Annotated in this window: 23 protein-coding genes; 11 read left to right on the top strand and 12 right to left on the bottom strand. The window is 63.3% G+C overall.

From position 1 onward, the window contains the following. Positions 1-11 precede the first annotated feature (11 nt). Positions 12-1,412, bottom strand: coding sequence for a PLP-dependent aminotransferase family protein (locus LB545_RS12785; protein ID WP_140631149.1), 1,401 nt, complete (start codon positions 1,410-1,412; stop codon positions 12-14). Positions 1,413-1,520: 108 nt separating this feature from the next. Here LB545_RS12785 and LB545_RS12780 point away from each other — a divergent pair, with 108 nt between their 5' ends. Next, positions 1,521-2,420, top strand: a complete 900-nt coding sequence (locus LB545_RS12780; protein ID WP_140555108.1) for a DMT family transporter — start codon at positions 1,521-1,523, stop codon at positions 2,418-2,420. On the opposite strand, the gene LB545_RS12775 is transcribed toward LB545_RS12780, so the two are convergent. From LB545_RS12775 to LB545_RS12765, 3 genes are all read right to left on the bottom strand, one after another. Next, positions 2,417-3,457 carry a zinc-dependent alcohol dehydrogenase family protein gene (locus LB545_RS12775; protein ID WP_140517186.1) on the bottom strand — a complete coding sequence of 347 codons (1,041 nt, stop codon included), beginning with the start codon at positions 3,455-3,457 and terminating at the stop codon, positions 2,417-2,419. The two genes, LB545_RS12780 and LB545_RS12775, sit on opposite strands and share 4 nt — an antisense overlap. A gap of 133 nt (positions 3,458-3,590) precedes the next feature. After that, positions 3,591-4,241: a maleylacetoacetate isomerase gene (maiA, locus tag LB545_RS12770; RefSeq protein ID WP_140517184.1), complete on the bottom strand. Its 651-nt coding sequence runs from the start codon at positions 4,239-4,241 to the stop codon at positions 3,591-3,593. A gap of 4 nt (positions 4,242-4,245) precedes the next feature. Continuing rightward, entirely contained in the window at positions 4,246-4,944 is a 699-nt protein-coding gene (locus tag LB545_RS12765; RefSeq protein ID WP_140517182.1) for a fumarylacetoacetate hydrolase family protein, read from the bottom strand. A gap of 226 nt (positions 4,945-5,170) precedes the next feature. On the opposite strand from LB545_RS12765, the gene LB545_RS12760 reads away from it, so the two are divergent. Then, complete coding sequence (locus LB545_RS12760; RefSeq protein ID WP_140495724.1) at positions 5,171-5,854, top strand: response regulator; 684 nt, start codon at positions 5,171-5,173, stop codon at positions 5,852-5,854. Positions 5,855-5,863: 9 nt separating this feature from the next. Here LB545_RS12760 and LB545_RS12755 read toward each other — a convergent pair whose 3' ends face one another. After that, on the bottom strand, positions 5,864-7,204 hold the full coding sequence (locus tag LB545_RS12755) for a hybrid sensor histidine kinase/response regulator (RefSeq protein ID WP_140495725.1): 1,341 nt from the start codon (positions 7,202-7,204) through the stop codon (positions 5,864-5,866). An 8-nt stretch (positions 7,205-7,212) separates the two neighbouring features. After that, positions 7,213-8,349 carry an FIST signal transduction protein gene (locus LB545_RS12750; protein WP_140685886.1) on the bottom strand — a complete coding sequence of 379 codons (1,137 nt, stop codon included), beginning with the start codon at positions 8,347-8,349 and terminating at the stop codon, positions 7,213-7,215. Positions 8,350-8,653: 304 nt separating this feature from the next. Here LB545_RS12750 and LB545_RS12745 point away from each other — a divergent pair, with 304 nt between their 5' ends. The 5 genes from LB545_RS12745 (at position 8,654) to LB545_RS12725 (ending at position 15,372) form a co-directional block, all read left to right on the top strand. Beyond that, on the top strand, positions 8,654-9,142 hold the full coding sequence (locus LB545_RS12745) for a (2Fe-2S)-binding protein (protein ID WP_140665239.1): 489 nt from the start codon (positions 8,654-8,656) through the stop codon (positions 9,140-9,142). 84 nt (positions 9,143-9,226) lie between these two features. Next, entirely contained in the window at positions 9,227-11,578 is a 2,352-nt protein-coding gene (locus tag LB545_RS12740) for a xanthine dehydrogenase family protein molybdopterin-binding subunit (RefSeq protein ID WP_224705179.1), read from the top strand. 162 nt (positions 11,579-11,740) lie between these two features. Beyond that, positions 11,741-12,538: an FAD binding domain-containing protein gene (locus tag LB545_RS12735; protein WP_140517171.1), complete on the top strand. Its 798-nt coding sequence runs from the start codon at positions 11,741-11,743 to the stop codon at positions 12,536-12,538. A gap of 192 nt (positions 12,539-12,730) precedes the next feature. Then, the gene (locus LB545_RS12730) at positions 12,731-13,753 is read left to right on the top strand and encodes an acyltransferase family protein (RefSeq protein WP_140495730.1); all 1,023 of its coding nucleotides are present in this window, start codon (positions 12,731-12,733) and stop codon (positions 13,751-13,753) included. 239 nt (positions 13,754-13,992) lie between these two features. After that, complete coding sequence (locus tag LB545_RS12725; protein WP_140495731.1) at positions 13,993-15,372, top strand: OFA family MFS transporter; 1,380 nt, start codon at positions 13,993-13,995, stop codon at positions 15,370-15,372. 155 nt (positions 15,373-15,527) lie between these two features. Here LB545_RS12725 and LB545_RS12720 read toward each other — a convergent pair whose 3' ends face one another. Further along, entirely contained in the window at positions 15,528-16,022 is a 495-nt protein-coding gene (locus LB545_RS12720; RefSeq protein WP_140495733.1) for a GNAT family N-acetyltransferase, read from the bottom strand. Further along, positions 16,019-16,777, bottom strand: coding sequence for a copper homeostasis protein CutC (locus LB545_RS12715; protein WP_140495734.1), 759 nt, complete (start codon positions 16,775-16,777; stop codon positions 16,019-16,021). Before LB545_RS12715 ends, LB545_RS12720 begins: the two co-directional genes overlap by 4 nt. A gap of 199 nt (positions 16,778-16,976) precedes the next feature. On the opposite strand from LB545_RS12715, the gene LB545_RS12710 reads away from it, so the two are divergent. Together LB545_RS12710 and LB545_RS12705 are read left to right on the top strand one after the other, a co-directional pair. Continuing rightward, the gene (locus LB545_RS12710) at positions 16,977-17,405 is read left to right on the top strand and encodes an SRPBCC family protein (RefSeq protein ID WP_140495735.1); all 429 of its coding nucleotides are present in this window, start codon (positions 16,977-16,979) and stop codon (positions 17,403-17,405) included. A gap of 122 nt (positions 17,406-17,527) precedes the next feature. Further along, positions 17,528-17,983 carry a carboxymuconolactone decarboxylase family protein gene (locus tag LB545_RS12705; protein WP_140495736.1) on the top strand — a complete coding sequence of 152 codons (456 nt, stop codon included), beginning with the start codon at positions 17,528-17,530 and terminating at the stop codon, positions 17,981-17,983. Between the two features lie 69 nt (positions 17,984-18,052). On the opposite strand, the gene LB545_RS12700 is transcribed toward LB545_RS12705, so the two are convergent. The 4 genes from LB545_RS12700 to LB545_RS12685 form a co-directional block, all read right to left on the bottom strand. Further along, complete coding sequence (locus LB545_RS12700; RefSeq protein WP_140521047.1) at positions 18,053-18,499, bottom strand: hypothetical protein; 447 nt, start codon at positions 18,497-18,499, stop codon at positions 18,053-18,055. A gap of 229 nt (positions 18,500-18,728) precedes the next feature. Further along, positions 18,729-19,160: a cupin domain-containing protein gene (locus LB545_RS12695; protein WP_140521046.1), complete on the bottom strand. Its 432-nt coding sequence runs from the start codon at positions 19,158-19,160 to the stop codon at positions 18,729-18,731. A gap of 107 nt (positions 19,161-19,267) precedes the next feature. Then, positions 19,268-19,618, bottom strand: coding sequence for a RidA family protein (locus LB545_RS12690; protein WP_140896064.1), 351 nt, complete (start codon positions 19,616-19,618; stop codon positions 19,268-19,270). 70 nt (positions 19,619-19,688) lie between these two features. Continuing rightward, complete coding sequence (locus LB545_RS12685) at positions 19,689-21,035, bottom strand: NAD(P)/FAD-dependent oxidoreductase (protein ID WP_224705178.1); 1,347 nt, start codon at positions 21,033-21,035, stop codon at positions 19,689-19,691. Between the two features lie 214 nt (positions 21,036-21,249). On the opposite strand from LB545_RS12685, the gene LB545_RS12680 reads away from it, so the two are divergent. Together LB545_RS12680 and LB545_RS12675 are read left to right on the top strand one after the other, a co-directional pair. Continuing rightward, on the top strand, positions 21,250-22,251 hold the full coding sequence (locus LB545_RS12680) for an ornithine cyclodeaminase family protein (RefSeq protein ID WP_224705176.1): 1,002 nt from the start codon (positions 21,250-21,252) through the stop codon (positions 22,249-22,251). Next, positions 22,235-23,398, top strand: a complete 1,164-nt coding sequence (locus LB545_RS12675) for an aminotransferase class V-fold PLP-dependent enzyme (RefSeq protein ID WP_224705174.1) — start codon at positions 22,235-22,237, stop codon at positions 23,396-23,398. Before LB545_RS12680 ends, LB545_RS12675 begins: the two co-directional genes overlap by 17 nt. The last annotated feature ends 4 nt before the right edge of the window (positions 23,399-23,402 follow it).

Below are 23,402 nucleotides of genomic sequence, written 5' to 3'. Positions count from 1 at the left end.
CGCCGCAGCCGTCAGCGCGGCATGGCTGCCTCCAGCACCTTGAAAATCCGCTCGTCTTCGCATTGTGCAACGTTGAAGCGCAGGAATCGGCTGGCTGATCGCGACAGGCTGAACGCGTTCCCGGGCGCCAGCACGACATTGGCCGCAAGCGCGCGGCGGGCAATCTCGGCTGCGTCCACTGCATCCGGCAGGCTGCACCAGAGGAACAGACCGGCGGGCTGCTCGATCCAGGGCGTGATCCCGATCGCCTTCAGCCGAGCGCCTGTCTCGATCATGGCGCGTGAGAGCCGGGCGCGCAGCAGGTCCATGTGCTTGCGATAGCTGCCATCCCTGAGCAGGGTCAGCACCAATTCGGCCGCGAGCCGCCCGCCGCCGAAGGTGGTGGCGATCTTGAGGTCGGCCAGCCCTTCCATCCAGTCACGGGGCGCGGCGATGAAGCCGCAGCGTATCGAGGCCGAAAGCGTCTTGGAGAAACTACCGATATGGACGACACGCTCGAGACCGTCGAAAGCCGCGAGCCTTGGGGCAGGAGCGTGTTCGAAATCGGCGAAGATGTCGTCCTCGACGATGGTCAGGTCCGATTGATCGGCGAGCTTGAGCAGCCGGTGCGCGGTGACCGGCGACAGGATCGCGCCGGTCGGGTTGTGGATGGCGGAGTTGGTGATGTAGAGGCGCGGCCGATGCTCGGCCAGCGCCTGCGCAAACAAGTCGATATCCGGCCCCGATGGCGTATAGGGGACGCTGACGACCTTGGCCTGATGGGCACGCAACAGTGCGTGGAAATTGAAATAGCAGGGATCGTCGACCAGCACTGTATCGCCGGGTTCGAGCAGGAACCGGCACAGGAGATCGATGGCCTGCGTGCCCGATTCCGTCAGCATGATCTGTTCGGGTGAAGCCTCGATGCCATGCGTGGCCATGCGCCGCGCCAGCAATTGGCGCAGCGGCGGCAGCCCGAGCGGCGTGCCGTAGTCGGCAAGGGCCACATCATCGGCGCGCGCCACGTTGCGCAGCGCGCGACGCAGCGCTGCCTGCGGCATCCACGAGGCGGGCAGCCAGCCGCAGCCGGGCTTCAGCATCTCATCGCCCGCTTCCAGCGACTGCCGCGAAACCCAGAGCGGATCGACGGCGCGATCGAGTCGGGGGCCGATCTCGGCCAGCGACAGCGGCGCCAGCGATCCGGCGGCATAGAAGCCGGAGCCTGGCCGGGAACGGATCGCGCCTTCCGCCGCCAGTCGCTCATAGGCCTCGACCACTGTCGATTTGGAAACCTGCATGGATTTCGCGAAGGCGCGGATCGAGGGCAATCGGGCGCCGGGCGTGAGGCTGCGCGCGGCAATTCGCTGGCGGATGGTGGACATGACGCCTTCGACAAGGGTTCCGCTGTTGTCGAATCTCGCTGATACGTTCATCTGTACCTTCCGGCAAACCATTACAGTTTTGTTGAATTGTACTGCATTGTCTCTGGTGACGCCATGGGTATGGGCCCGATAGAGGGCGCAACGGATGGAGTGCCTGCAATGGACAAGACGACGAGCGGCTGGGTGAGCGGATTCATCGGCGTGTTGATTTTCAGCGGCTCCTTGCCGGCAACGCGCGTGGCGGTGATGGATCTCGATCCGACATTCCTGACGTCGGCGCGCGCGGTGATAGCAGCTTTGCTTGGCCTCGCGCTGCTGCTCGTCTTCCGCGAGAAGCGCCCGGAGCGTCATGACCTGATGTCGCTTGTCATCGTCGCGTTGGGTGTGGTGGTCGGCTTTCCCTTGCTGACAGCCTTGGCGCTGAAGCATGTCACCTCTGCTCATTCCATCATCTTCGTCGGCCTGCTGCCGCTGGCGACCGCGATCTTCGGCGTGCTGCGCGGGGGCGAGAGGCCGAGACCGGCCTTCTGGCTGTTCTCATGCCTCGGCAGCGCGCTGGTGGGCGGGTTTGCCCTTGCGCAAGGCGTGACGGCCTCGCCGGTTGGCGATGCACTGATGCTCGCCGCAATCGTCGTTTGCGGCCTGGGCTACGCAGAAGGCGCCGCGCTGTCGCGCAGGCTGGGCGGTTGGCAGGTGATCTGCTGGGCGCTGGTGCTGTCACTGCCGGTCATGCTGGTGGTGACCCTGGTCACCTTGCCACCGTCCTTCGCCACGGTCGGGACCAATGCATGGATCGGGCTTGCCTATGTCTCGCTGTTCAGCATGCTGATCGGCTTCGTGTTCTGGTATCGCGGCCTCGCGCAAGGCGGCATCGCCGCCGTGGGGCAGTTGCAACTGCTGCAGCCCTTCTTTGGCCTCGCCCTGGCGGCGTCCCTGCTGCATGAACAGGTCAGCCCCCTGATGGTCGTCATCACGCTCGGCGTGGTGCTGTGCGTATTCGGCGCCAAAAAGTTTGCCAGGCGGGATTTGCCACGGCCCGCAACCGGCGCCGCTGGCTAAAACTTCGTCACCACACCGATGCCGATGCCTTCGAAGCCGCCCATCGCCATCAGTGCAGCCGGCGCTTCCTCAAGGCTGATCTTCTTGCCGACCAGAAGCTCGGGTTTCAGCTTGCCGGTGCGGATCATCTCCATCATCGCGGGGTAGCGGTAGGCCTGCATGCCGTGGCTGCCGAGGATTTCGAGCTCGAACGCGATCACCTTGTCCATCGGAACCTGCGGGCGGGCGTGATCGCCCAGCATCAGGCCGACCTGCACATGGCGGCCGCGCCGGCGCAGATTGGCGATCGAATTGAACGAGGTCGTGGGATGACCGAGTGCATCCATGGACATATGCACGCCGCCATTGGTGATCTGCTTGACCGCCTTGACGACGTTCGGGGTCGTCGCCGCGTTGATGGTCGCCACCGCGCCGATCTTCCTGGCAAAGTCCAGCTTCTCTTCGGTGAGGTCGATGGCGATGACATTGGCACCCATGGCGCTGGCGATCATGATCGCCGACAGGCCGACGCCGCCGCAGCCATGCACCGCCACCCATTCGCCCGGCCTCACCCGGCCCTGGTCGACGATGGCGCGGAACGAGGTGACGAAGCGACAGCCGAGGCTGGCGGCAGTGGCGAATTCCATCTCGTCGGGCAGGCGCACGAGGTTGGTGTCGGCGTGCTCGATGGCGACATATTCGGCGAACGAGCCCCAGGCGTTGAAGCCCGGCTGGGACTGGTGCTCGCAGACCTGGTGATTGCCGGACGTGCATTCGAAACAATGGCCGCAGCCGACGGCGAACGGGACGGTGACGCGCTCGCCAGCCTTCCAGCGGGTCACCTGCTTGCCGGCGGCTACCACGACGCCGGCCAGCTCGTGACCGGGGACATGCGGCAAGCGGATATCGGCGTCATGGCCCATCCAGCCGTGCCAATCGCTGCGGCACAGGCCTGTCGCCTCGACCTTGATGACGACGCCGTCCGGCGCCGGCTTCGGATCGGGAACGGTCTGGATCGTCGGCGCCTCGCCGAATTTTTCGAAGACGACGGCTTTCATCGGCAACTCCACCTTGCGCGCACTTCGGGAAACGATAGCCGATTCCCTGGCCGGTCAAGCGGAAATCGATTCCGCCAGACAAGCCGGCCGTTTGGGCATACGCCGATGGCGACGCTGCGCGTCGCCGAAAAGGTTACTCGGCATCGATCTGGTTTTGCGGCGCGGCGTTCTGGAAGGCCGGCAGGGCCATGCAAGCGGCGTTGATGCGCGAGATCGTCGGGTAGGGCGCCATATCGACGCCGAAACGGGCATTGCTGGTGACTTGTGCCGCCAGGCAGATATCGGCCAGCCCCGGCGTGTCGCCGTGGCAGAAGGTGCCGGTCTCGGGCGAAGCCATCAACAGGTCTTCGAGTGGCTTGAAACCCTCTTTGACCCAGTGCCGGAACCACTTGGCGACATCCTCGTCGCCGGCGCCGAACAGGGTTCGCAGCGCGGTCAGGATACGCAGATTGTTCACCGGATGGATATCGCAGGCAATCATCTGCGCCAGCATCCTGACACGGGCGCGCCCAACTGCGTCCTTCGGCAGCAGAGGCGGTTCGGGCGTCGTCTCGTCGAGAAATTCGATGATCGCCAGCGATTGCGTCAGCAGGGTGCCGTCGCCCAGGATCAGCGCCGGCACTAGGCCCTGCGGGTTGACCGCGAGATAGGCCGGTTCGAGATGCTCGCCATGGCGCAGGTGATGCGGCACGTAGTCATAGGTCAGCCCCTTCATCTCCAGCGCAATCCGCACCCTGTAGGAGGTGGAGGAGCGGTAGTAGTTGTGAAGGACGATGTCGCTCATGCACTCACCGATTTGGCTGGCCGATGGTCACTTCGATCGTGCCGATGCCGTCGACGCCGCCGGTCATCGTCTCCCCAGGGTTGACCGCGCCGACGCCGGCCGGCGTGCCGGTGAAGATGAGGTCGCCTGGCTGCAATTCCATGCCTTCGCTGCAGATCGAGACGATGTCGGAGATCGGCCAGATCAACTCGGCGAGGTCGGCGTCCTGCCGGACCTTGCCGTCGACGGCCAGCCAGATACGGCCTTGGCTCGGATGGCCGGATTTTTGCGCGGGAACCAGAGGACCGCACGGCGCGGAGCGGTCGAAAGCCTTCGACCAGTCCCAGGGCCGCGCCGCTTTCTTGGCTTCGTCCTGGAGATCGCGGCGGGTGAGGTCGATGCCGACGGCATAGCCCCAGACATGATCCAGCGCCTGGGCGCGCGGGATGCGGAAGCCCGGCTTGCCGATCGCGGCCACCAGTTCGATCTCATGGTGCAGGTTGGTCGTCAGCGGCGGGTAGGGGATCGTGGCGCCGGAGTCGGCCACCGCATCGGCGGGCTTGGTGAAGAAGAAGGGTGGATCGCGCTCGTCATTGCCGAACTCCCTGATATGCGCGGCGTAGTTGCGCCCGACGCAAAAGATGCGGCGCACCGCAAATCGTTCGTTCGAGCCGGCCACCGCGACCGAGGGCGTTGGCGGAGCGGGGAGGACAAAGGCGGTCATGGTCTGTCTCTGCTGTTGGATGTCGGGGTCGCGGGCACCTTCGGCCGAATTAAGGGGTCGGGCAAGGCGTCGCTTTTCATAAAGCATTGGCTTGCCGGCCCGTATAAGGAATCCGGAGTTTCCATCACTTTCGCGGCGATGCATCCTCCGTTGGGATAGACTATTTGCCAATAAGTCGGCCATGGTCGCGGGATTATGCTGCGGCCGGCAAACCGAAACGAGCCACATGACAGCAGCCACTGACAGCGCCCGGTTCCTGATCATCGACGATCATCCGCTGTTTCGCGAGGCGCTGCACAGCGCCGTTCAGATGGCCTATCCGGAGGTCGACACGGTGGAGGCGCGGTCGATCGCCGAGGCACTCGACCTGCTGGCCGGGACAAAGCCGTTCGACCTTGCCCTGCTCGATCTCAGCATGCCCGGCGTGCACGGATTCGAGGGGTTGCTGCAGCTTCGGACCCGCTATCCGCGCCTGCCCGTGGTCATCGTGTCCGGATACGAGGAGCCCAAGATCATCTCCGAGGCGCTGTCCTACGGTGCTGCCGGCTTCATCCCGAAATCGGCGCGCAAGAGCGATCTGGCCAACGCCATACGCTCGGTGATGGAAGGTGCCATCTATGTTCCGGAAACTTATGAGGGCCGCCCGCCCGACGCCGACAGCACCGACCGCGCCGACATGGTGCAGCGCCTTTCGACATTGACGCCGCAGCAGTTGCGCGTGTTGCAGATGCTACGCCAGGGCCTGCTCAACAAGCAGATCGCCTATGAGCTGCAAGTGGGCGAGACCACAGTCAAGGCGCACGTCTCGGAGATCCTGCGCAAGCTCAACGTCTACAGCCGCACGCAAGCGGTGATCGAGGTTTCGAAGCTTGATAATGCGGAGCTTTTCAGGGATCAGGCGGGGTTTTGAGGGGCAGGTCTAAGCCAGCAGATGTGCCAGCAGCGCCCTTAGTTGCGCGGGCTTGAGCGGCTTGCGCATCAACTCGATGCCGCCGGCCCGCGCCGCCTTGGCGACGGCTTCGGAACTGTCGGCGGTGACGATCAGCGCCGGCACCGCGCGGCCGAGATAGCGGCGGACCTTCGATATGGTGGCGGTGCCGAGATCGCCGCCGTCGAGATGCTGGTCGGCTATGACGATGTCGGGCACCCAGTCCGTGTCGCCGAGCATGTCGAGCGCGTCGTCGGTCGAGGTCGCGGCGCGCACCAGGCATTGCCAGCGTTCGAGCAACGAGGTCATCGCCTGCAGCACCTCGACATCGTTCTCGACCAGCAGAACCTTGGTGCCGAACAAGCCGTAGCCGCGCGGCCGCTCCAGGCTTGCAGCGCTGGCGACGGCGTCCGCCGTGGCACCGATGCCGACGGGGACATCGATGTGAAAAATCGTGCCGCGACCGACCTTCGAGGAAAACGTCACGGGATGGCCGAGCGCGCCGGCGATGCGCCGCACGATGGCCAGCCCAAGGCCGAGGCCGCCGCCGGCGAGTTCGGCATTGGCAGGCATGATGCCGCGATGAAATTCCTCGAACACCGCCTCGCGCTGGTCGTCGGGAATGCCGCAGCCGGTGTCGGCGACATCGATGCGGATGGCATCGCCGCGGTGCCTGGTGCCGACAAGGACACCGCCCGAGCGGGTGTAGCCCAGCGCATTGGAGAGGATGTTCTGCAGGATGCGGCGCAGCAGCGTGCGATCGGAGCGAACCACGGCGTTGACGGCGCGGAATTTCAGCGACAGGCCCTTCAGTTCGGCCACAGGCTGGAAATCCGACCGCAGCGACGAGAACAGCGCCTCCAGGCTGACGTCGCCAATGTCGGGCTGGACCACACCCGCATCGAGCTTGGAGATGTCGAGCAGCGTGCGCAGCAGGTCCTCCATCGTCTCCAGCGAGCGCTCGACCTGCCGTACCAGTTTCCGGCCCTCGTCGCTGGTCTGCACTTCGGCAAGGGCGGAGACGGACAGATGCGCCGCATTCAACGGCTGCAGCACGTCGTGGCTGGCCGCCGCGAGAAAGCGGGTCTTGGACAGGTTCGCCTGCTCGGCATTTTCCTTGGCGGCGCTGAGGTCGATGTTCGATTGTTCCAGCCGCCGCAAGGTCGAGTGCAGTTCCTCGGTGCGGGCGCGTACCCTGCTTTCCAGTGAGATCGCGGTCTGGAACAGCGAGAAGGCGTTGCCTTGCTGGTCCATCGAGCGCTCGACGCGGCTGACCAGCGCAGCGTTGATCTTCTTCAGCCTGTCGGGATCGTCTATGTCCTTGAGGGGCACGGCAGCGCTCACTCGGCGGCCGGGCGCTCGCCGAAGGCGATGCCGGTGAAGGTCTGGTTGAGATGCATCGACCGGTATTGTTCGCCATAGGTGCCGAAGCCGATGACGTTGTTGACCCGGTAGAGTTCGGAAATCTCGCGAAAGACCTGGCGGTTGCGCGCATCCAGCCGGCGCAGGACACAGTCGAAGCCGATGATCATGTCGATGCCGCCAAGCCTCGCCTCGACGTCGAGCAGAGCCGCGCGGGTCGATTCCACCATGTCCTTGGGTTGGGCGATCGACAGCACGACACCATCGTCGATGGCGCAGAAGAACGACAGCGAGCCGTCCGCATGCATCTTCTGGATGGAGCGGCAGTAATATTCACCGCCTACCTTCACCACCACCGGATGCGAGGCGAAGCTCAGCGGTGTCAGCGTCTGCGCGACGATGCCGACCGAAGCGGCATATTCCTCGGCCGCATTGGTGGCATTGAACTCGCGCACGATGCGGTGATCGGGATCGGACGCGGTGACCACCAGCTTTTCGTCGGTGGGAACGAAATTGTCGGTCTTGAAAACATGGAAAGGGATTTCCGTGGCGACCAGCACGATGATGGCGCTGTCGGAGGTGACCTTGCCGTTGGAGATCAGGCTCGTCGTCTCGAATTTCAGGTCGTCACCGGCGGAACCGCCGAGCAGTGGTATGTCATCGAGGCCCCAATGGATGGCCGAACTCACCGCTTCCTCGGCATAGGACAGTCCGTCGATGAAACAGAGCGCGAAGGTGTTCCTGGTCCGCTCGCCGCCGATGCGCCCATGCAGCGTACGTCGCAGATCCTCGACATCACCAGTGACCCTGTCCAAGCCCGATGACGAAAGGTTGTCGACCGTGGTGCTGACCGCGGTGAATGAACCCGAAGGGAGCAGCATGGCGAGGATATGGCCTTCCTCGAGGCCCTGCGGCGTGATTTCGCCGGCGGTCGAGCAGCCGGCGTAGTGTAGCGCCGGCGCATGGGCCGCGATTGCGCGCGAAAGGGCGCCGGCCTCGACAAGGCGCTGGGAAAAGAACAACAGGGCGAAGCCGGCCTCGATGGCGGCCGCCTCCGCCGCCACCGCGCGTGCGAAGACGTCCGGGTCGGGCTCGTCCGTGGTCAGCGCCGACAAACCGCATGCGTAGCGCGTCCGTGAAACGGTCAGCGACGTTCTCCCGCATTTCCTCCGACGCTGCCTGTGCGCGGCTGTTGATGTGCTTCTTGCGCCAACGTCGAAAGCCATTGTTGCCGCCAATCGGCATTTTGGCAATGGGGCGAGGGGAATGCGTGTTTCGCCCTGCCATGGCCGAAAGTACAATGATCCGGCTTTTGCGCCGCGCTGTTTTTTACGGCTTGTGCGGTGTACGAATAACGCATGGCCGAAGCCAACACCGCGTCGGCAGCGTGATGACCAAGGTGATACCCAGGGAGGATTCATGTCGGACGTTTCGTTGATGGTGAACGGAAAACAGGTCCGCGGTGCGGCCGAGGACCGGACGCTGCTGGTTCACTTCTTGCGGGAGAATCTCGGCCTCACCGGCACCCATGTCGGTTGCGACACCTCGCAATGCGGCGCCTGCATCGTCCATGTCGACGGCAAGGCGGTGAAGTCCTGTACGATGCTCGCGGTGCAGGCGTCCGGATCGAGCGTGGTGACGATCGAGGGACTTGCCAACGGTGCCGACCTGCATCCCGTGCAGACGGCGTTCAAGGAGCATCACGGACTGCAATGCGGCTTCTGCACGCCCGGCATGATCATGACGGCGACCGACATGATCAAGCGCCACCCCGAAGGCCTCGACGAAGCGACGGTGCGCGCAGAGCTCGAGGGCAACATCTGCCGCTGCACCGGCTACCACAACATCGTCAAGGCGATCCTCGCCGCATCGGAGGGGATGAGCGGCAAGGTCAGGCAAGCGGCGTGAGAAAAGTAGTGAGTAGTCGGTACGAACCGGCGCCGATCTCCACCACTCACTACTTCCTACTCACTATTTCGGGAGGAATTTCTGATGGGCATTGAAGGTGTTGGCGCTCGCGTGGCGCGCAAGGAAGACAAGCGGTTCATCACCGGCGCCGGTCGCTATGTCGACGACATGGTGGTACCCGGCATGAAGCATGCGGCCTTCGTGCGCAGCCCGCACGCGCATGCCCAGATCGTGAAGATCGAGGTCGACAAGGCTCAAGCCATGCCGGGCGTCATCGGCGTGCTGACCGGCAAGGAGCTGAAGGCCGATGGCATCGGCAATCTCATCTGCGGCTGGATGATACATTCCAAGGACGGCTCCCCGATGAAGATGGGAGCCTGGTCGCCGCTGGCGGTCGACAAGGTTCGCTATGTCGGCGATGCGGTCGTCGTCGTGGTCGCCGACACCAAGGGCCAGGCGCGCGACGCCGCCGAAGCGGTCGAGATCACCTACAATGAACTCGAGGCGGTGGTGGATGCGACGAAGGCGCTCGAAAAGGGCGCTCCGCAACTCCATCCGGAAGCCGAAAACAACCTGATCTTCGACTGGGAGATCGGCGACGCCAAGGCGACCGACGCGGCGATCACCGCGGCTTCCCACGTCACCCGCATGAAAATCGTCAACAACCGGCTGGTGCCCAACGCCATGGAGCCGCGGGCAGCGCTGGGCCACTACGACAGGGCAGAAGACCACTATACCTGCTGGACGACCTCGCAAAACCCGCATGTCGCCCGGCTGGTGATGAGCGCCTTCTACAACATCGCGCCGGAAAACAAATTGCGCGTCATCGCGCCCGATGTCGGCGGCGGCTTCGGGTCCAAGATCTACATCTATCCAGAAGAAATCGTCTGCCTTTGGGCGTCCAAGAAAACCGGCGTGCCGGTGAAATGGGTAGCCGACCGCACCGAAAGTTTCCTTTCCGACGCGCATGGCCGCGACCATGTCTCGACAGTGGAAATGGCGTTCGACAAGAACAACAGGATCACCGGCCTCAAGGTCGACACGTTGGCCAATCTCGGCGCCTACATGTCGCTGTTCTCGTCCTGCGTGCCGACCTATCTCTACGCGACGCTGCTGTCGGGCCAGTACGATATCCCGGCGATCCACGCCAATGTCCGCACGGTCTACACCAACACAGCACCGGTCGATGCCTATAGGGGGGCAGGGCGGCCCGAAGCCACCTATCTCATCGAGCGCACGATGGAGACCGCGGCGCGGGAACTCGGCGTCTCGCCGGCGGAGCTTCGGCGGACCAACTTCATCACCACGTTTCCGCACCAGACGCCGGTCATCATGAACTATGACGCCGGCGACTATGGCGCCTCGCTCGACGCGGCGATGGGGGCCGCCGACTATGCCGGCTTTGCCGGACGCAAGGCGGAGGCCGCCAGGAACGGCAAGCTGCGCGGCATCGGCATGAGCTGCTACATCGAAGCATGCGGCCTGGCGCCGTCGGCCGCGGTGGGCTCGCTCGGCGCCGGCGTCGGCCTTTGGGAATCGGCCGAGGTGCGCGTCAATGCCGCCGGCACCATCGAGGTGCTGACCGGCTCGCACAGCCATGGCCAGGGCCATGAGACGACCTTCGCGCAACTGGTCAACGAACGGTTTGGGGTGCCGATCGACAGCGTCTCGATCGTCCATGGCGACACTGACAAGGTGCAGATGGGTATGGGTACCTACGGCTCGCGCTCGGGTGCGGTCGGAATGTCGGCGATTGCCAAGGCGCTGGACAAGGTCGAGGCCAAGGCCAAGAAGATCGCGGCGCACCTGCTCGAGGCCGACGAGGGCGACATCGTCATCGAGAACGGCGCGCTGAAGGTCGCCGGCACCGACAAAAACGTGCCGTGGTTCCAGATGGCGCTGGCGGCCTATACCGCTCATAATTTGCCCGGTGGCATGGAGCCGGGATTGAAGGAGACGGCGTTTTACGACCCGTCCAATTTCACCTTTCCGGCCGGCTGCTACATCTGCGAGGTCGAGATCGATCCGGAGACCGGAACGACCGAGATTATCCAGTTCGTCGCGGCCGACGATTTCGGCAACATCATCAACCCGATGATCGTCGAGGGCCAGGTGCATGGCGGCATCGCGCAGGGCATCGGCCAGGCACTGCTCGAAGGCGCCCACTATGATGCCGACGGCCAGCTTCTGACAGCGAGCTACATGGACTATACCATGCCGCGTGCGGATGACCTGCCTTCGTTCAAGGTCTCGACCTCGAACACGCCGTGTCCGGGCAATCCGCTCGGCATCAAGGGCTGCGGCGAGGCCGGCGCTATCGGCTCGCCGCCGGCGGTGATCAACGCCATCACCGACGCCATAGGAATCGCGGATATCGCCATGCCGGCTTCGCCGTCTACGGTGTGGGCCGCGATCCGTGCGACGGCGAAGCACTGAAAAAAGGAGAGTGAGTAGTGAATAGTGAGTAGTGAACAAAAACGCGGTTGCCGCGGCAATTGATCACCCGCTATTCACCACATTACCGACCAATGCCTACTCACTAATCACTACTGACTACTGACTACTGACTATCCACTCTTCACCAGGGAGAGCCTCCAAATGTACGCAGTCAATTACCACCGCGCCGCCTCAGTCGCCGATGCCGCGAAGCTCGTCACGGGCGGCGACGCCAAGTTGCTGTCGGGCGGCATGACCCTGATCCCGGCCATGAAGACGCGGCTGGCGGCCCCCTCCGATGTGGTCGACCTGTCGCGGATCAAGGAATTGCAAGGCGTGACAGTGTCCGGCAGGGCAGTCACGATCGGCGCCGCCACCACGCATTTCGATGTTGCCAGCGACGACAAGTTGAAACAGGCCTGCCCGGCGCTCGCGCATCTGGCATCGCTGATCGGCGATCCGGCAGTGCGCTATAGGGGCACGATTGGCGGCTCGATCGCCAACAACGACCCTGCGGCCGATTATCCAGCGGCCATGCTGGCGCTAAATGCCACCATCATTACCAACACGCGCCAGATCGCGGCCGACAAGTTCTTCGTGGGCCTGTTCGAGACGGCGCTGGAGGACGGCGAAATCCTCACGGCCGTCACCTTCACCGCGCCGGCAAAGGCAGCCTATAAAAAATTCCGCAATCCGGCCTCCCGCTACGCCATTGTCGGCGTGTTCGTGGCCAAGGGTGAGGACGGCGTCAGGGTGGCCGTGACCGGGGCCGGCGACGATGGCGTCTTCCGCTCGAAGGAGATCGAGGCCGCGCTCGCGAAGGACTTCGTGGCTTCGGCGCTCGACGGCGTCAAGGTGCCGGCGACCAAGCTGATGAGCGATATCCACGCTTCCGCCGACTACCGTGCCAATCTGGTCGCGGTCATGGCCAAGCGCGCGGTGGCCGCCGCGAACGCCTGATTCCTTCCTGCTCCTGTCAGGCAGGAGAGGGACTTCTCGCCCCTTTTCCGCAGACGGGCGCATTGTGGCAATCTCGCACTTGCACAAAGCGATATTGCACTGCACTATGCCGGCGATCAAACGCGAGCCGGGTTCGGAGTGTTCATCACGACCTGCGACCCTATTCGCATGTTTCAATGCGAAGGGAGCGGCATGACCGACATCTCCGCGACGCATGTTGTGCCGCCAAGATCCGTCGCCGACAGATCCGCCAGGACAAGACTGGCCTATCTCGACGGCTGGCGCGGACTTTCGATCGCGCTGGTGCTTATCGGCCATTTCTTTCCCGTTGCAGGGATCAATCTCGGCGTACTGGGCGTCGAATTCTTCTTCGTGCTCAGCGGCCGGCTGATGGCCGAGATCCTGTTCGTCGAGCGCTACCCGCTGAAGAAATTCTTCAAGCGCCGCTTCTCCCGCATCTATCCCGCGCTGCTGGTGTTCGTGATCGTTTCGATGATTGCGCTGTCGGGCACGTTCGTCGCCTTCAAATGGAAGGCGGCGCTGACGGCGCTGACATTCACCTACAACTATGCCGGAATTCTCGTGAACCGCGCCGGCGCGCTCGACCACATCTGGTCGCTGTGTGTCGAAGAGCATGCCTACATCATCCTGGCAGCGATCAGCGCACTTGTCGCAAGCCGTAGCCGCGTCATCCCGCTGCTCCTGGTGCTGGCGGTGCTGGCCATGGCAAACGGTGCGGTTTCGTACTGGTTCCTGCACATGGACTACGAGACCACATACTGGCGCACCGACGTGCATATTGCGTCGATCCTGCTGTCGGCCGCCATCTGCCTGCTGAAGACCGACGGCAAGCTGCCGGCCCTGTTGAAGGGCCCTTATGTGGCGGTGGCGGCGGCCACCGCGGCGGTGCTTCTGTTCATGGACCCGGTACCAACCCCGATCCACTATCTGGTCGCCGTGCCGCTGCTGGCGCTTGCCGTCAACGGTCTCGATTTCAGCACGAGATTGTTTTCTGGACTGCTGTCGTCCTGGCCTATGGCGACGCTGGGTCTATGGTCCTATTCGCTCTATCTGTGGCAGCAGCCATTCTACAAATTCGTCTATGAGCGAGGCAGCGACCCATGGCTGATGCTGGCTGGGGTCTTTGCCTGCGCGCTCTGCAGCTATTATGTCATCGAGCGGCCGTCGCGTGAGTGGCTGAACCGCAACTGGTGAGTGACGCCGCAGTGTCCCTCCCTTGCGTTGCATAGCGGCCAAGGTCAGCCTCGCTCGATGCCGCCTGTCCGGCAGCTTGTTTGGTAAGTTCGTCCTAATATAGCCAGGGGTGACCTGGCGATCTGCTTGCCGGATAGCCCAATGTCCTTAGACATTGGTATTATGGCAGCTATTCCTTGTTGTCCCGCCCCGTGCTCCGCCTAGTTTATTCGAATCGGAGCATTGCATGGGAGGATGGAATGGCAACGACCAGGGAAAACGCTGGCGGCTGGCTCGACCGCTCGCGCACGATCGCCGAGCCCGGTTTCAGCAGATGGATGGTGCCGCCGGCGGCGTTGTGCATTCATCTTTGCATCGGTCAGGCCTACGCGTTCAGCGTCTTTAACCTGCCGATGTCGAAACTGATCGGTATCACCGATTCGGCGCCCGACGACTGGAAGCTGACCGGACTCGGCTGGATTTTTTCGATCGCGATCCTGTTTCTTGGCCTCGCGGCAGCCTTCGGCGGCGGTTGGCTGGATCGCGTCGGCCCGCGCAAGGCGATGGTCGCGGCCGCCTGCTGTTTCGGTGGCGGTTTCATCGTGTCGGCGCTCGGCGTCACCTTGCATCAACTGTGGATCATCTATCTCGGCTACGGCGTCCTGGGCGGCATCGGCCTCGGGCTCGGCTACATCTCGCCGGTCAAGACGCTGATCACCTGGTTTCCCGACCGGCCGGGCATGGCGACCGGCATGGCGATCATGGGGTTTGGCGGCGGAGCCTTCATCGCTTCGCCGCTTTCGGTCTATCTGCTGAAGCTGTTTTCGACCCCGCAGCATATCGGTGTCGCCGAAACCTTCATCGTGCTGGGCATTGTCTACTTCATCTTCATGCTGATCGGCGCTGTCATCGTCAGGGTGCCGCCCGATGGCTGGCGTCCGGCCGGCTGGACGCCGCCGACGACACAAAACACGATGGTGACAACCGCCAACGTCCATCTCGACGACGCGTTGAAGACACCGCAGTTCTGGCTGTTGTGGGGCGTGCTGTGCCTCAACGTGACGGCCGGCATCGGCGTCCTCGGCCAAGCCTCCGCCATGAGCCAGGAGATGTTCCCGGGACGCATCACGCCGGCCGCCGCCGCCGGCTTCGTCGGCCTGCTATCGATCTTCAACATGCTCGGCCGCTTCTTCTGGGCGTCGACCAGCGACTATATCGGCCGCAAGACGACCTACGCGGTCTTCTTCGTGCTGGGCGTGATCCTTTATGCGGTGGTGCCGTGGACGGGCCAGTCGGGCAACGTGTTCCTGTTCGTGCTGTTCTATGGCGTCATCTTGAGCATGTATGGCGGCGGCTTTTCCACCATTCCGGCCTATCTGCGCGATGTCTTCGGCGTGCGGTATGTCGGTGCCATCCATGGCCGCCTGCTGACGGCGTGGTCGGTGGCGGGCGTGCTGGGGCCGGTCCTGGTCAACTACATCAGGCAGTACCAGATCGATGCAGGAGTAGCGAAGGCCGATGCCTACACGGTCACCATGTACATCATGGCCGGCCTGCTCGTCGTCGGTTTCCTGCTCAACCTGATGATGCGGCCGGTGGATGCACGGTTCCACATGAAGGCCGAACCGGCTGCAGCGTAAGGAGAGTGATCATGGCGCAAGACAACAGCAATTCTGTCAAATTGGTCCTTGCCTGGCTGCTGGTCGGCATCCCGCTGTTGTGGGGGTTCTGGACGACGCTGGTCAGTGCAGCGGCGTTGTTCCAGTAGTGGCAGAGACCTGGAAAGGAGCAGCGCTCAGGCGATGATCCGCCTGACGTAGTAGCGCACCGCCTTCTTGCCGCCATGGATCACCGCGTCGCCGACCTCGGTGAAGCCGAGCGCTGCATGGAAGGCGTCCGAAGCCGGGTTGGGCGGGTCGGCATTGACCTCGCATGTGACCAGTGCATGGCCGGCGCGCGTGGCGTGCTCGAACAGGTCTTGGTAGAGCAGGCGGGCATGGCCGCGGCCACGAGCTTGCGCCGCCACCACGACGCGATCGACATAGACGAAGCGCTCGTAGCGTTCGCGAAACCAGAGAAAATTCGGACTGTCGTACCGAGCCCCTTGATCGAAGGTCATGATGAAGGCTTCGAGCGCGCCGATGCGGCGCGCATAGAACGCCTCGCCAAGCAGGAAAGACAGGCGCTCGGGCTCAAGCCACGACAATTCGGCGGCATGCTCGTTGTTGAGCGCGAGTATGGCCGCTTCGTCGCTTTGCCTGACACGGCTGATCGGGGAGAGGGCGGTCATGCCTTGGCCCCCGCGATCGTCGCTGCCACAAGCGGCGTATCGGTGAGCGTATTGCGATACTCGCGGTCGAGATCGGAGCCACCCATGCCGACCTTGGGATTGCGGTAGCGCATGGCGCTGGGCACGTCCTTAAGGACGGCGAAATGCATTTCGGACAGTCCGGTCCTTTGCCGCACCTCGGCAATGTTGCCGAGATCGAGCCCGCCGCAGCCGAGAATGACGATGCGGTCGCCCCCCTGTCGCACCAGGTCCGCCAACAGCGACAGGCCCTCCATCGCCGTGTCGCGTTGGCCGCTGGTCAGCACGCGGCCGACCTTGCAACGGATCAGCGCTTCCAAAGCCTCGGCCGGGTCGCGCGTCATGTCGAAAGCGCGGTGACACGTGACGTTAAGGCCGCCGGCGGCCTCCGTCAGTTCGCTCATGCGGCGCTCGTCGATGGTGCCTTCGGCGGTGAGGCAGCCGAACACCACGCCGGGCACGCCGAGGTCGCGCAGGGCGGCTACGTCGGCCAGCATCGAACGGTACTCGGTTTCGCTGTAGAGAAAATCGCCGCCACGCGGCCGCACCATGACATGGAACGGCACAATCGCCTGGTCGAGCGCGGCGCGCACGGTTCCCAAGCTCGGCGTGATGCCGCCTTCGACGAGGCTGGCGCACAGTTCGACCCTGTCGGCGCCGCCGGCCTGTGCGGCCAGAAGGCCATCAATGCCCTCGACACAGATTTCGATCAGCGGCGGGCGGGCTTCTTCAGTCAAGGTGTGATCCTGTCCATGATGTTGTGAGAAGCCCGTAGCACCCGCGCGGCGGGCGCGAAAGCAGGAACGGCACGGCGCATTGGACCAGGGGGCATTTCCCTGCTTGACAGTCTTATAACTACATGGTTATGAGTTAACCCATAGCCATCGAGTTATTGATCGCGAGCGGTGGCTCGACGACGACTAAGAGGAGCACGGCATGACACAGACCAAATCGATCGTCGTTGAACGGCTGATTCCGCATTCGGCGGAGAAGATATGGCGTGCGCTGACAGTGCCCGAACTCGTCGCAGAATGGCTCATGCAGAATGACTTCGCGCCGCAAGAGGGGCATCGCTTCACGTTCCGCGCTTCACCGGTACCGGGCTGGTCCGGGGTGACGAACTGCGTCGTGCTGAAAGTCGAGGCGCCACGCCTGCTTGCCTATAGCTGGGGCGACGGAAGCGAATCCGACAGCGGACTGAAAACCGTGGTGACCTGGTCGCTCACGCCTGAGGGCGCGGCGACCCGGGTGCGGATGGAGCACTCGGGGTTCCGGCCGGCCGACGAGCGTGGATATGTCGGCATGGGAAGCGGCTGGCCGCGTATTCTTGAGCGACTTGAGCAGGTGGCTGCGAAGCAAGGCTGAGCGCCGACTCTCCTCGACCAACCGGTCGCCATGGCCGGCGAACCACAACAAGTCTCCCGGATGCGCCGCTTCCGGGCATGGCAAACCGCGCCATGTTCAAAGGTTTCAAACGGAGAAAGACCATGGAAGCCAGGCTCAAGAACCCCGTGATGCTCATCCCCGGCGCCCTGCAGGCGCTGCTGGCGCTGGACAAGTCGACCGAGGCGGCCGATTTGCCCTATGTGACGCGCAAGCTCGTCCATCTGCGCGCCAGCCAGATCAATGGCTGCTCGGTTTGCGTCGACATGCATGCGCGCGAACTCAAGAAGGCTGGCGAGAAGGACGAACGCATCTTTGCCTTGTCGGCCTGGCGGGAGACGCCGTACTTCACCGATGCCGAACGCGCCGCGCTTGCCCTTGCCGAAGCCGGCACAAGGCTGGCCGACAGAACGGATGCCGTGACGGACGAGGTATGGGACGAGGCCGCCCGGCACTATGACGAAAAGGCGCTTGCCGGGCTCGTCATCCAGATCGCCGTGATCAACGCCTTCAATCGGCTGAACGCCACGACACGCCAAATGGTCGGCGCCTGGGGCTAAGGCCGCGCGAAGGCGAGCCGTGCCACGGTGCAATGGCGGCTGGACTCGCGGTGCACCAAACCTGCTTGCCTAGCCCGGCCGGGTCGCGGCCGGCGGCAATTCGAACAGTTTGGCGCCATTTTCCTCGCCGCGTTCGACATAGCCGATGGTGCGAAACCATTTTGCGATTTCCGGTCCCGTGAGCCAGCTGCGGGAGTGAATAGGGAGATTGCCGGCGAGCGCCTGGATCTGCCTGATATGCCGCCTGCAGAAACGCACGGTCGCGGCCCTGAAAAAGCCCTCGCGCGCGGCGAACAGCGTGTCCGCGGCGTCGCCATGCTCGTGCCAGGCGACGATCGCTACGGTCCCGTCGTTGTCGACAAGGGCATGGGCGCGGCCCTCCTTCAGGTTCATCATCAGATTGTCGTAGGCGACCTTGCTGTCCTTGCCGGCGGCGATGTATTCGTCGGACATGCGCTTGGACAAATGGCGAAACACGTCTTCCAGATCGCCGACCGTCGCTGTTCGTGCTCTCATTTCTGCTCCTTGAGCCCCGGCAGGGAGTTTGCTCCAGGAAAAGGCATTCACCAAGCAAAGGGATTTCGCGAAAAACCCAACGGGGGGAATCCGGTTCCGCCGGTAAGGCGGGCAACCGGCATAGCATCGTCAGCCCGGTCGTGCGGAACCGGATGTGAAGAGCTGGGCCAACACTTAACGCGGCGCGCTCCCGTGGCGAGACAGTTCGAGGAGCCGGAGCAGCGGTGGCTTACTGGCGCAAAACCGTGTTCTTGGTGCCTTCCTCGACCTGGTCGATCACCAGCAGCTTGACCGGGCCTTCACCGATATTGGTGGCCTGATGCCACTGCCCGATCATCTCGATGATGAAATCGCCAGTCTTGTAGGTGTTGCTGTTGCCGGTGTCGACATTGGTGACCTTCAACGTGCCGGCCTCGACATAGGCGTAGCGCGGGAACGGATGCTTGTGCACCGGCAAGGTCGCGCCCGGCGCTATGTCGTAGGTCGACACCAGCACCTGCACGTTCTTCTGCGGCAGCGTGATCGGCTGGCCGGAAGCGGTGGTCGTGCGCGAGGCGAGGGGTGTCACGACGACGGGCGTGCCGCTGCTGTCCAGCGCATGAGCGCCGGTCGCGAACGCCGCAGCCGCCAGCAGCAATGCCGATGCCAGGATTTTTCGCATAATTCCTCCCCGAACCGCCGCATCTATCGCGCCGCGAAGGCCGGTGCGCAAGCATGTCCCTGACGAATCTGATTGGACTCGCTTGCCTGGACGTGGCGTGCGACGTGTCAAATCGCTGCGGTAAGCTGGATCTCGACACGGATCTCGGGCAAGGCGAAGCTCGCCCCGACCGTGGCGCGTGCCGGGGGCTCCACGCCGTCGAGCCATGTGACCCAAGCCTTGTTCATCGCGTCGAGGTCTTCGACATCCCTCAACCAGATCTGCGCGAACAGCAGCTTCGATCTATCCGAACCGACGCTCGCCAGAAGGCGATCCGCCTTTTCCAATATCTCCTTCGTCTGGTCAGACGTGCCGGTTTTCTTGTCATCGGCCGTCAAGCCCGAGAGATAGGCCGTGCCGTTGTGGACGACGATACGGCTAAGCCGTTCGTTCTTGTCGAATCGTTCGATGTTCCCCATGGCGGAGGCCCCTGGTTGCGTTGGTCAAAAGCAGGCCGCCGTACGCAATCCAGCGGTCTGCTGAGCGGGATCAGACGTGCGCGACAGCGGAGCGCTGGGCGTGGGCCTGGAAGAAGCGTTGCGGACGAAACGTTTCCATTTCGTCATGGATTTTGCCGCGCACGACTTCGTCGGCGACCACCTTGCCCAATTGCGGGCCGATGGTCACACCACTGTGCGTTACGGCCATGTAGTGGCCGACGATATCCGGCATGGCGCCGGCACAGGTGTAGCCGTCCTCCGGGAACGGCCGGACCGTCGTGCGAATGGCTTCCACACCTGCGTCGCGGAGCGAAGGCAGGACCTTGGTCGCCGCATCCAGGAGCGTCGCCGCCTCGTTCCCGGCAGGGCTGAGCACCTCCGGCTTCTCCAGGGTCATGTCCACCGAGACCTTATGGATCATGATGCGGCCCGCTCCGTCGGGACGGATATCCAGATCGTCGGCATGCAGCTGGCTGCGGAGCGTCAGGGCCACCGGCGGGGTGAAGGCGAGCACGCCTATGGTCGAGGAAAGTGGAATACCCTGGGCATCGCCGAGCCTCTCACTAGACCAGCCGCCGGTGCAGCTCACGACGGCATCCGCAGGGTGTCGGTCTCCGTTCGCCGTCCGAACTGCCCGTACGCGCCCGCTTTCGGTCTCGATCTTGGTCACGCGTGAACCGAGTTTGACCTGTGCTCCCCAGCGCTCCTTCGCCGCCCGCAAAAGCCAGGCCGAGTAGAGCACCGGATCGACCCAGCCTTCTTCCGGATAGTAGGAGATTGGACAATCGCCGAAAGCGGAGACATCGATATCGGGTTCCATCTCGGCGACGCGCTTCTTGTCGATCCACTCGACGCCGTAGCCCCATTCCTTCATCTGCCTGAAGTTCTCGAAATAATCGTCCATCGACTCCGGCTCTGTTCGCCAATCGAAACTGCCGGTCTGGGTGAGCCAGGGAGCGATGCCGAAGTCGCGCTTGAGTTCAAGATGGGCGCGCATTCCCGAGACGTTCAGATCGAAATACGGCCGGGGCTGCTTGGTCGTCGCATTTGTCCAGGCAAAGCTTACCGCCGACGTGCCGCCTGCTATCCGTCCGGCCTCCAGCACGACGACGCTTGCTCCCGCCTTGGCGCATTCATAGGCGGCGGAACTGCCGACGATACCGGAACCAATGACCACGACACGCATAAAGATGACCTCCAAAAATTCCCGGGCTAATGACGTCATCCGATACGAGTAATCTCTGAAAGACGAATCGATGCAAATGCCGCTATATCGTTGAGAGATGTTGCTGGAGTTCTTGACAGTACTGCTGACGCCGCTCTTCTTAATTCGATCGGCGCCTGCGATGTGTTTGCAACCCCGCACAACATCCTCGGTTGCCTGAAAACATTGCAATGGGTGCCAACTGCGGTCAATTGAACTGGTCGCTGCCGTTCATGGCCAAAAGTTATGAACCAATGTCCCAGCCATCTGCGGCTGCCCAGGTCGGCCCATTAGCCCGCACGGGCAACTTCTCGTGCGAAGTTATCAAATTCGGGCGCAACCGTTTGCGAGAGCAATGCTACGCTTATCGGCGCATCGGGGATCGCGGAATGGAAGAGACTGCACGGTGAGTGGCGAGCCGGAATTCCTCCTAATCGACAAGAACGCGATCCGGGACATTTTGAGCCTATCCCTGGCTCTTGAAGCGACCGAGGCCGCACTGCGCAAAACATCGAGCGGCATGGCGCGCCAGCAGATCAGGCGCACACTTGAGCTGCCGGGTGCGGCCGGGAGTTGTCTGTCGCTTATGTATGCTGCGCTGGATGACCGGCCGCTGTTCGGGGCGAAGGTGCTTTCCGTGTTTCCTGACAATTTCGCGCATGGGTTCGCGTCTCATCGCGGCGGTGTCTTCCTGTTCGACAAGGATCATGGACGGCCTGTAGCCTTGATCGACGGGGGAGAGCTTACGGCTTGGCGGACCGCGGCGGCCAGTGCTGTCGCGACCAGGGCACTTTCGCGCGAAGACAGCACCACGCTGACACTGTTCGGATATGGCGAGCAAGCGCGCCGGCATGTCGCGGCTATTGCGGACGTCCGGCCGATCCATGCAATCCATGTTTGGGGTCGCGACTTTGCAAAGGCGCAGCACTTCACCGAGGAGCAGTCAGCCGCCGGATTCCAGGCGAAGGCACATCGCGACCCTGGCGAGGCCGTTCGCGAGGCCGACATCATCTGCACCACGACATCTTCCGAAAAGCCGGTGCTGTGCGGCCAATGGCTTCCGCCTGGTGTCCATATCAATGCGGTCGGGGCGAGCGTCGCTTCATGCCGCGAGCTCGACCTCGACTGTGTGCGCAGAGCGCAGATCTGGGTCGACTACCTGCCTATGGCGCTGACGGCCGCGGGAGAACTGATCGAGGCGATTGAAACCGGCGTGATCGGCGTCGATCATATCCGTGGCGAGGTCGGCGACGTGCTGGCAGGTGCGAAACCCGGCCGCACTGGCGACGATCAGATCACGCTTTTCCGGTCTCTCGGCGTTCCCGCGCAAGACATCGAGCTTGCCAATCTTGTCTATATCTCCGCCCGCAACGCCGGACTCGGCACCTCAATTGATTTCAGGTTGTGATGCCATGCTGAGCTGCCAACGAGATCTCTTCTCCATTCCCCGCGAGACAGCTTATCTGGATACCGCATACATGTCTCCGATCCCGACCGCCGCCGTCGCGGCCGGCGAGGCCGGCGTCAGGGTGAAAGCCGAACCCTGGAAAATGACCATCGCCTCTTATTACGACGAGGTGGAAGAGGCGCGGCAACTCGCCGCATCAATGGTGGGCGCCGATGCCGATGAGATCGCCATTGTGGCCGCCACCAGCTATGGCATGGCTATCGCAGCCGCCAACGTTTTGGTTGCGGCAGGTTCGGCCATCCTTCTGATGGAGAACGAACACACCTCGCACAGATATGTCTGGTATGACCTCGCGCAACGCGCCGGCGCCTGCGTTGATATCGTCCCGCAACCAGCCGACGGCGACTGGACCAGCGCGATCGTATCGGCAATCCAAGACTCGAGCCGTCCCATCGCGGTCGTTGCGGGGACGCTGGTGCATTGGTTCGAGGGCGTGGCGATCGACCTGGAGGCGGTGGCCGCCGCCACACGGGCAGCGGGCGCCAGTCTTGTCGTTGACGGAACCCAGTGGGTTGGCGCGATACCCTTCGATGTCCGGCGCGTCCGACCGGACTTTCTCGTCTTTGCCACCTACAAGTTCCTTCTGGGGCCATATCGCCTCGCATTCCTTTACGCCGACCGGCGTTGGCACACAGAGGGGCGCACTCTGGAGCATCATTCATGGAACCGGATGGGCGGGGACAAATCGGACTTCTACAAGGTGGCCGTGGCCGAGTTTCTTCCCGGCGCGCGGCGGTTCGACATGGGGGAACGCTCCGATTTCGCGGTCCTGCCCATCGCAATCGCCGCAATGAAGCTCATCCGCGGCTGGACCGTCGGGCGCGTGTTTGAGCGCCTGCGTCACCTTAATGAGCTTGTCTGGGCGCAGGCGGAAAGCAGAGGGCTGCCGGTCGCGCGTCCGCGACACCCAACGCCCCATATCGCGATCCTCGACATAGGGGGCCGTCTCGCGCCGAATGCGGCACAAGAGCTGAAGCGGGCTGACGTGCACGTCACGCTGCGCGGCACGAAGATGCGCGTGTCGCCGCATGTCTACAATGACGAAGCCGATATCGGCCGCCTGTTCGAATGCCTGCCGCTCCGCTAGAGGC

Origin of the sequence: Mesorhizobium sp. BR1-1-6 (assembly GCF_020165355.1) — a bacterium.
Classification (GTDB): Bacteria; Pseudomonadota; Alphaproteobacteria; order Rhizobiales; family Rhizobiaceae; genus Mesorhizobium.
The sequence above is the reverse complement of the archived record's forward strand: the minus strand, read 5'-3'. Positions and strand labels throughout refer to the sequence as shown.

Bases quoted from the DNA above. Each gene is read 5' to 3' on its own strand.
- LB545_RS12765 (WP_140517182.1), bottom strand. From the start codon at position 4,944: ATGACCGCCTTTGTCCTCCCCGCTCCGCCAACGCCCTCGGTCGCGGTG.
- LB545_RS12785 (WP_140631149.1), bottom strand. From the start codon at position 1,412: ATGAACGTATCAGCGAGATTCGACAACAGCGGAACCCTTGTCGAAGGC.
- LB545_RS12690 (WP_140896064.1), bottom strand. From the start codon at position 19,618: ATGGGGAACATCGAACGATTCGACAAGAACGAACGGCTTAGCCGTATC.
- LB545_RS12730 (WP_140495730.1), top strand. From the start codon at position 12,731: ATGACCGACATCTCCGCGACGCATGTTGTGCCGCCAAGATCCGTCGCC.
- LB545_RS12760 (WP_140495724.1), top strand. From the start codon at position 5,171: ATGACAGCAGCCACTGACAGCGCCCGGTTCCTGATCATCGACGATCAT.
- LB545_RS12740 (WP_224705179.1), top strand. From the start codon at position 9,227: ATGGGCATTGAAGGTGTTGGCGCTCGCGTGGCGCGCAAGGAAGACAAG.
- maiA (WP_140517184.1), bottom strand. From the start codon at position 4,241: ATGAGCGACATCGTCCTTCACAACTACTACCGCTCCTCCACCTCCTAC.
- LB545_RS12735 (WP_140517171.1), top strand. From the start codon at position 11,741: ATGTACGCAGTCAATTACCACCGCGCCGCCTCAGTCGCCGATGCCGCG.
- LB545_RS12745 (WP_140665239.1), top strand. From the start codon at position 8,654: ATGTCGGACGTTTCGTTGATGGTGAACGGAAAACAGGTCCGCGGTGCG.
- LB545_RS12780 (WP_140555108.1), top strand. From the start codon at position 1,521: ATGGACAAGACGACGAGCGGCTGGGTGAGCGGATTCATCGGCGTGTTG.
- LB545_RS12720 (WP_140495733.1), bottom strand. From the start codon at position 16,022: ATGACCGCCCTCTCCCCGATCAGCCGTGTCAGGCAAAGCGACGAAGCG.
- LB545_RS12695 (WP_140521046.1), bottom strand. From the start codon at position 19,160: ATGCGAAAAATCCTGGCATCGGCATTGCTGCTGGCGGCTGCGGCGTTC.
- LB545_RS12700 (WP_140521047.1), bottom strand. From the start codon at position 18,499: ATGAGAGCACGAACAGCGACGGTCGGCGATCTGGAAGACGTGTTTCGC.
- LB545_RS12725 (WP_140495731.1), top strand. From the start codon at position 13,993: ATGGCAACGACCAGGGAAAACGCTGGCGGCTGGCTCGACCGCTCGCGC.
- LB545_RS12705 (WP_140495736.1), top strand. From the start codon at position 17,528: ATGGAAGCCAGGCTCAAGAACCCCGTGATGCTCATCCCCGGCGCCCTG.
- LB545_RS12775 (WP_140517186.1), bottom strand. From the start codon at position 3,457: ATGAAAGCCGTCGTCTTCGAAAAATTCGGCGAGGCGCCGACGATCCAG.
- LB545_RS12710 (WP_140495735.1), top strand. From the start codon at position 16,977: ATGACACAGACCAAATCGATCGTCGTTGAACGGCTGATTCCGCATTCG.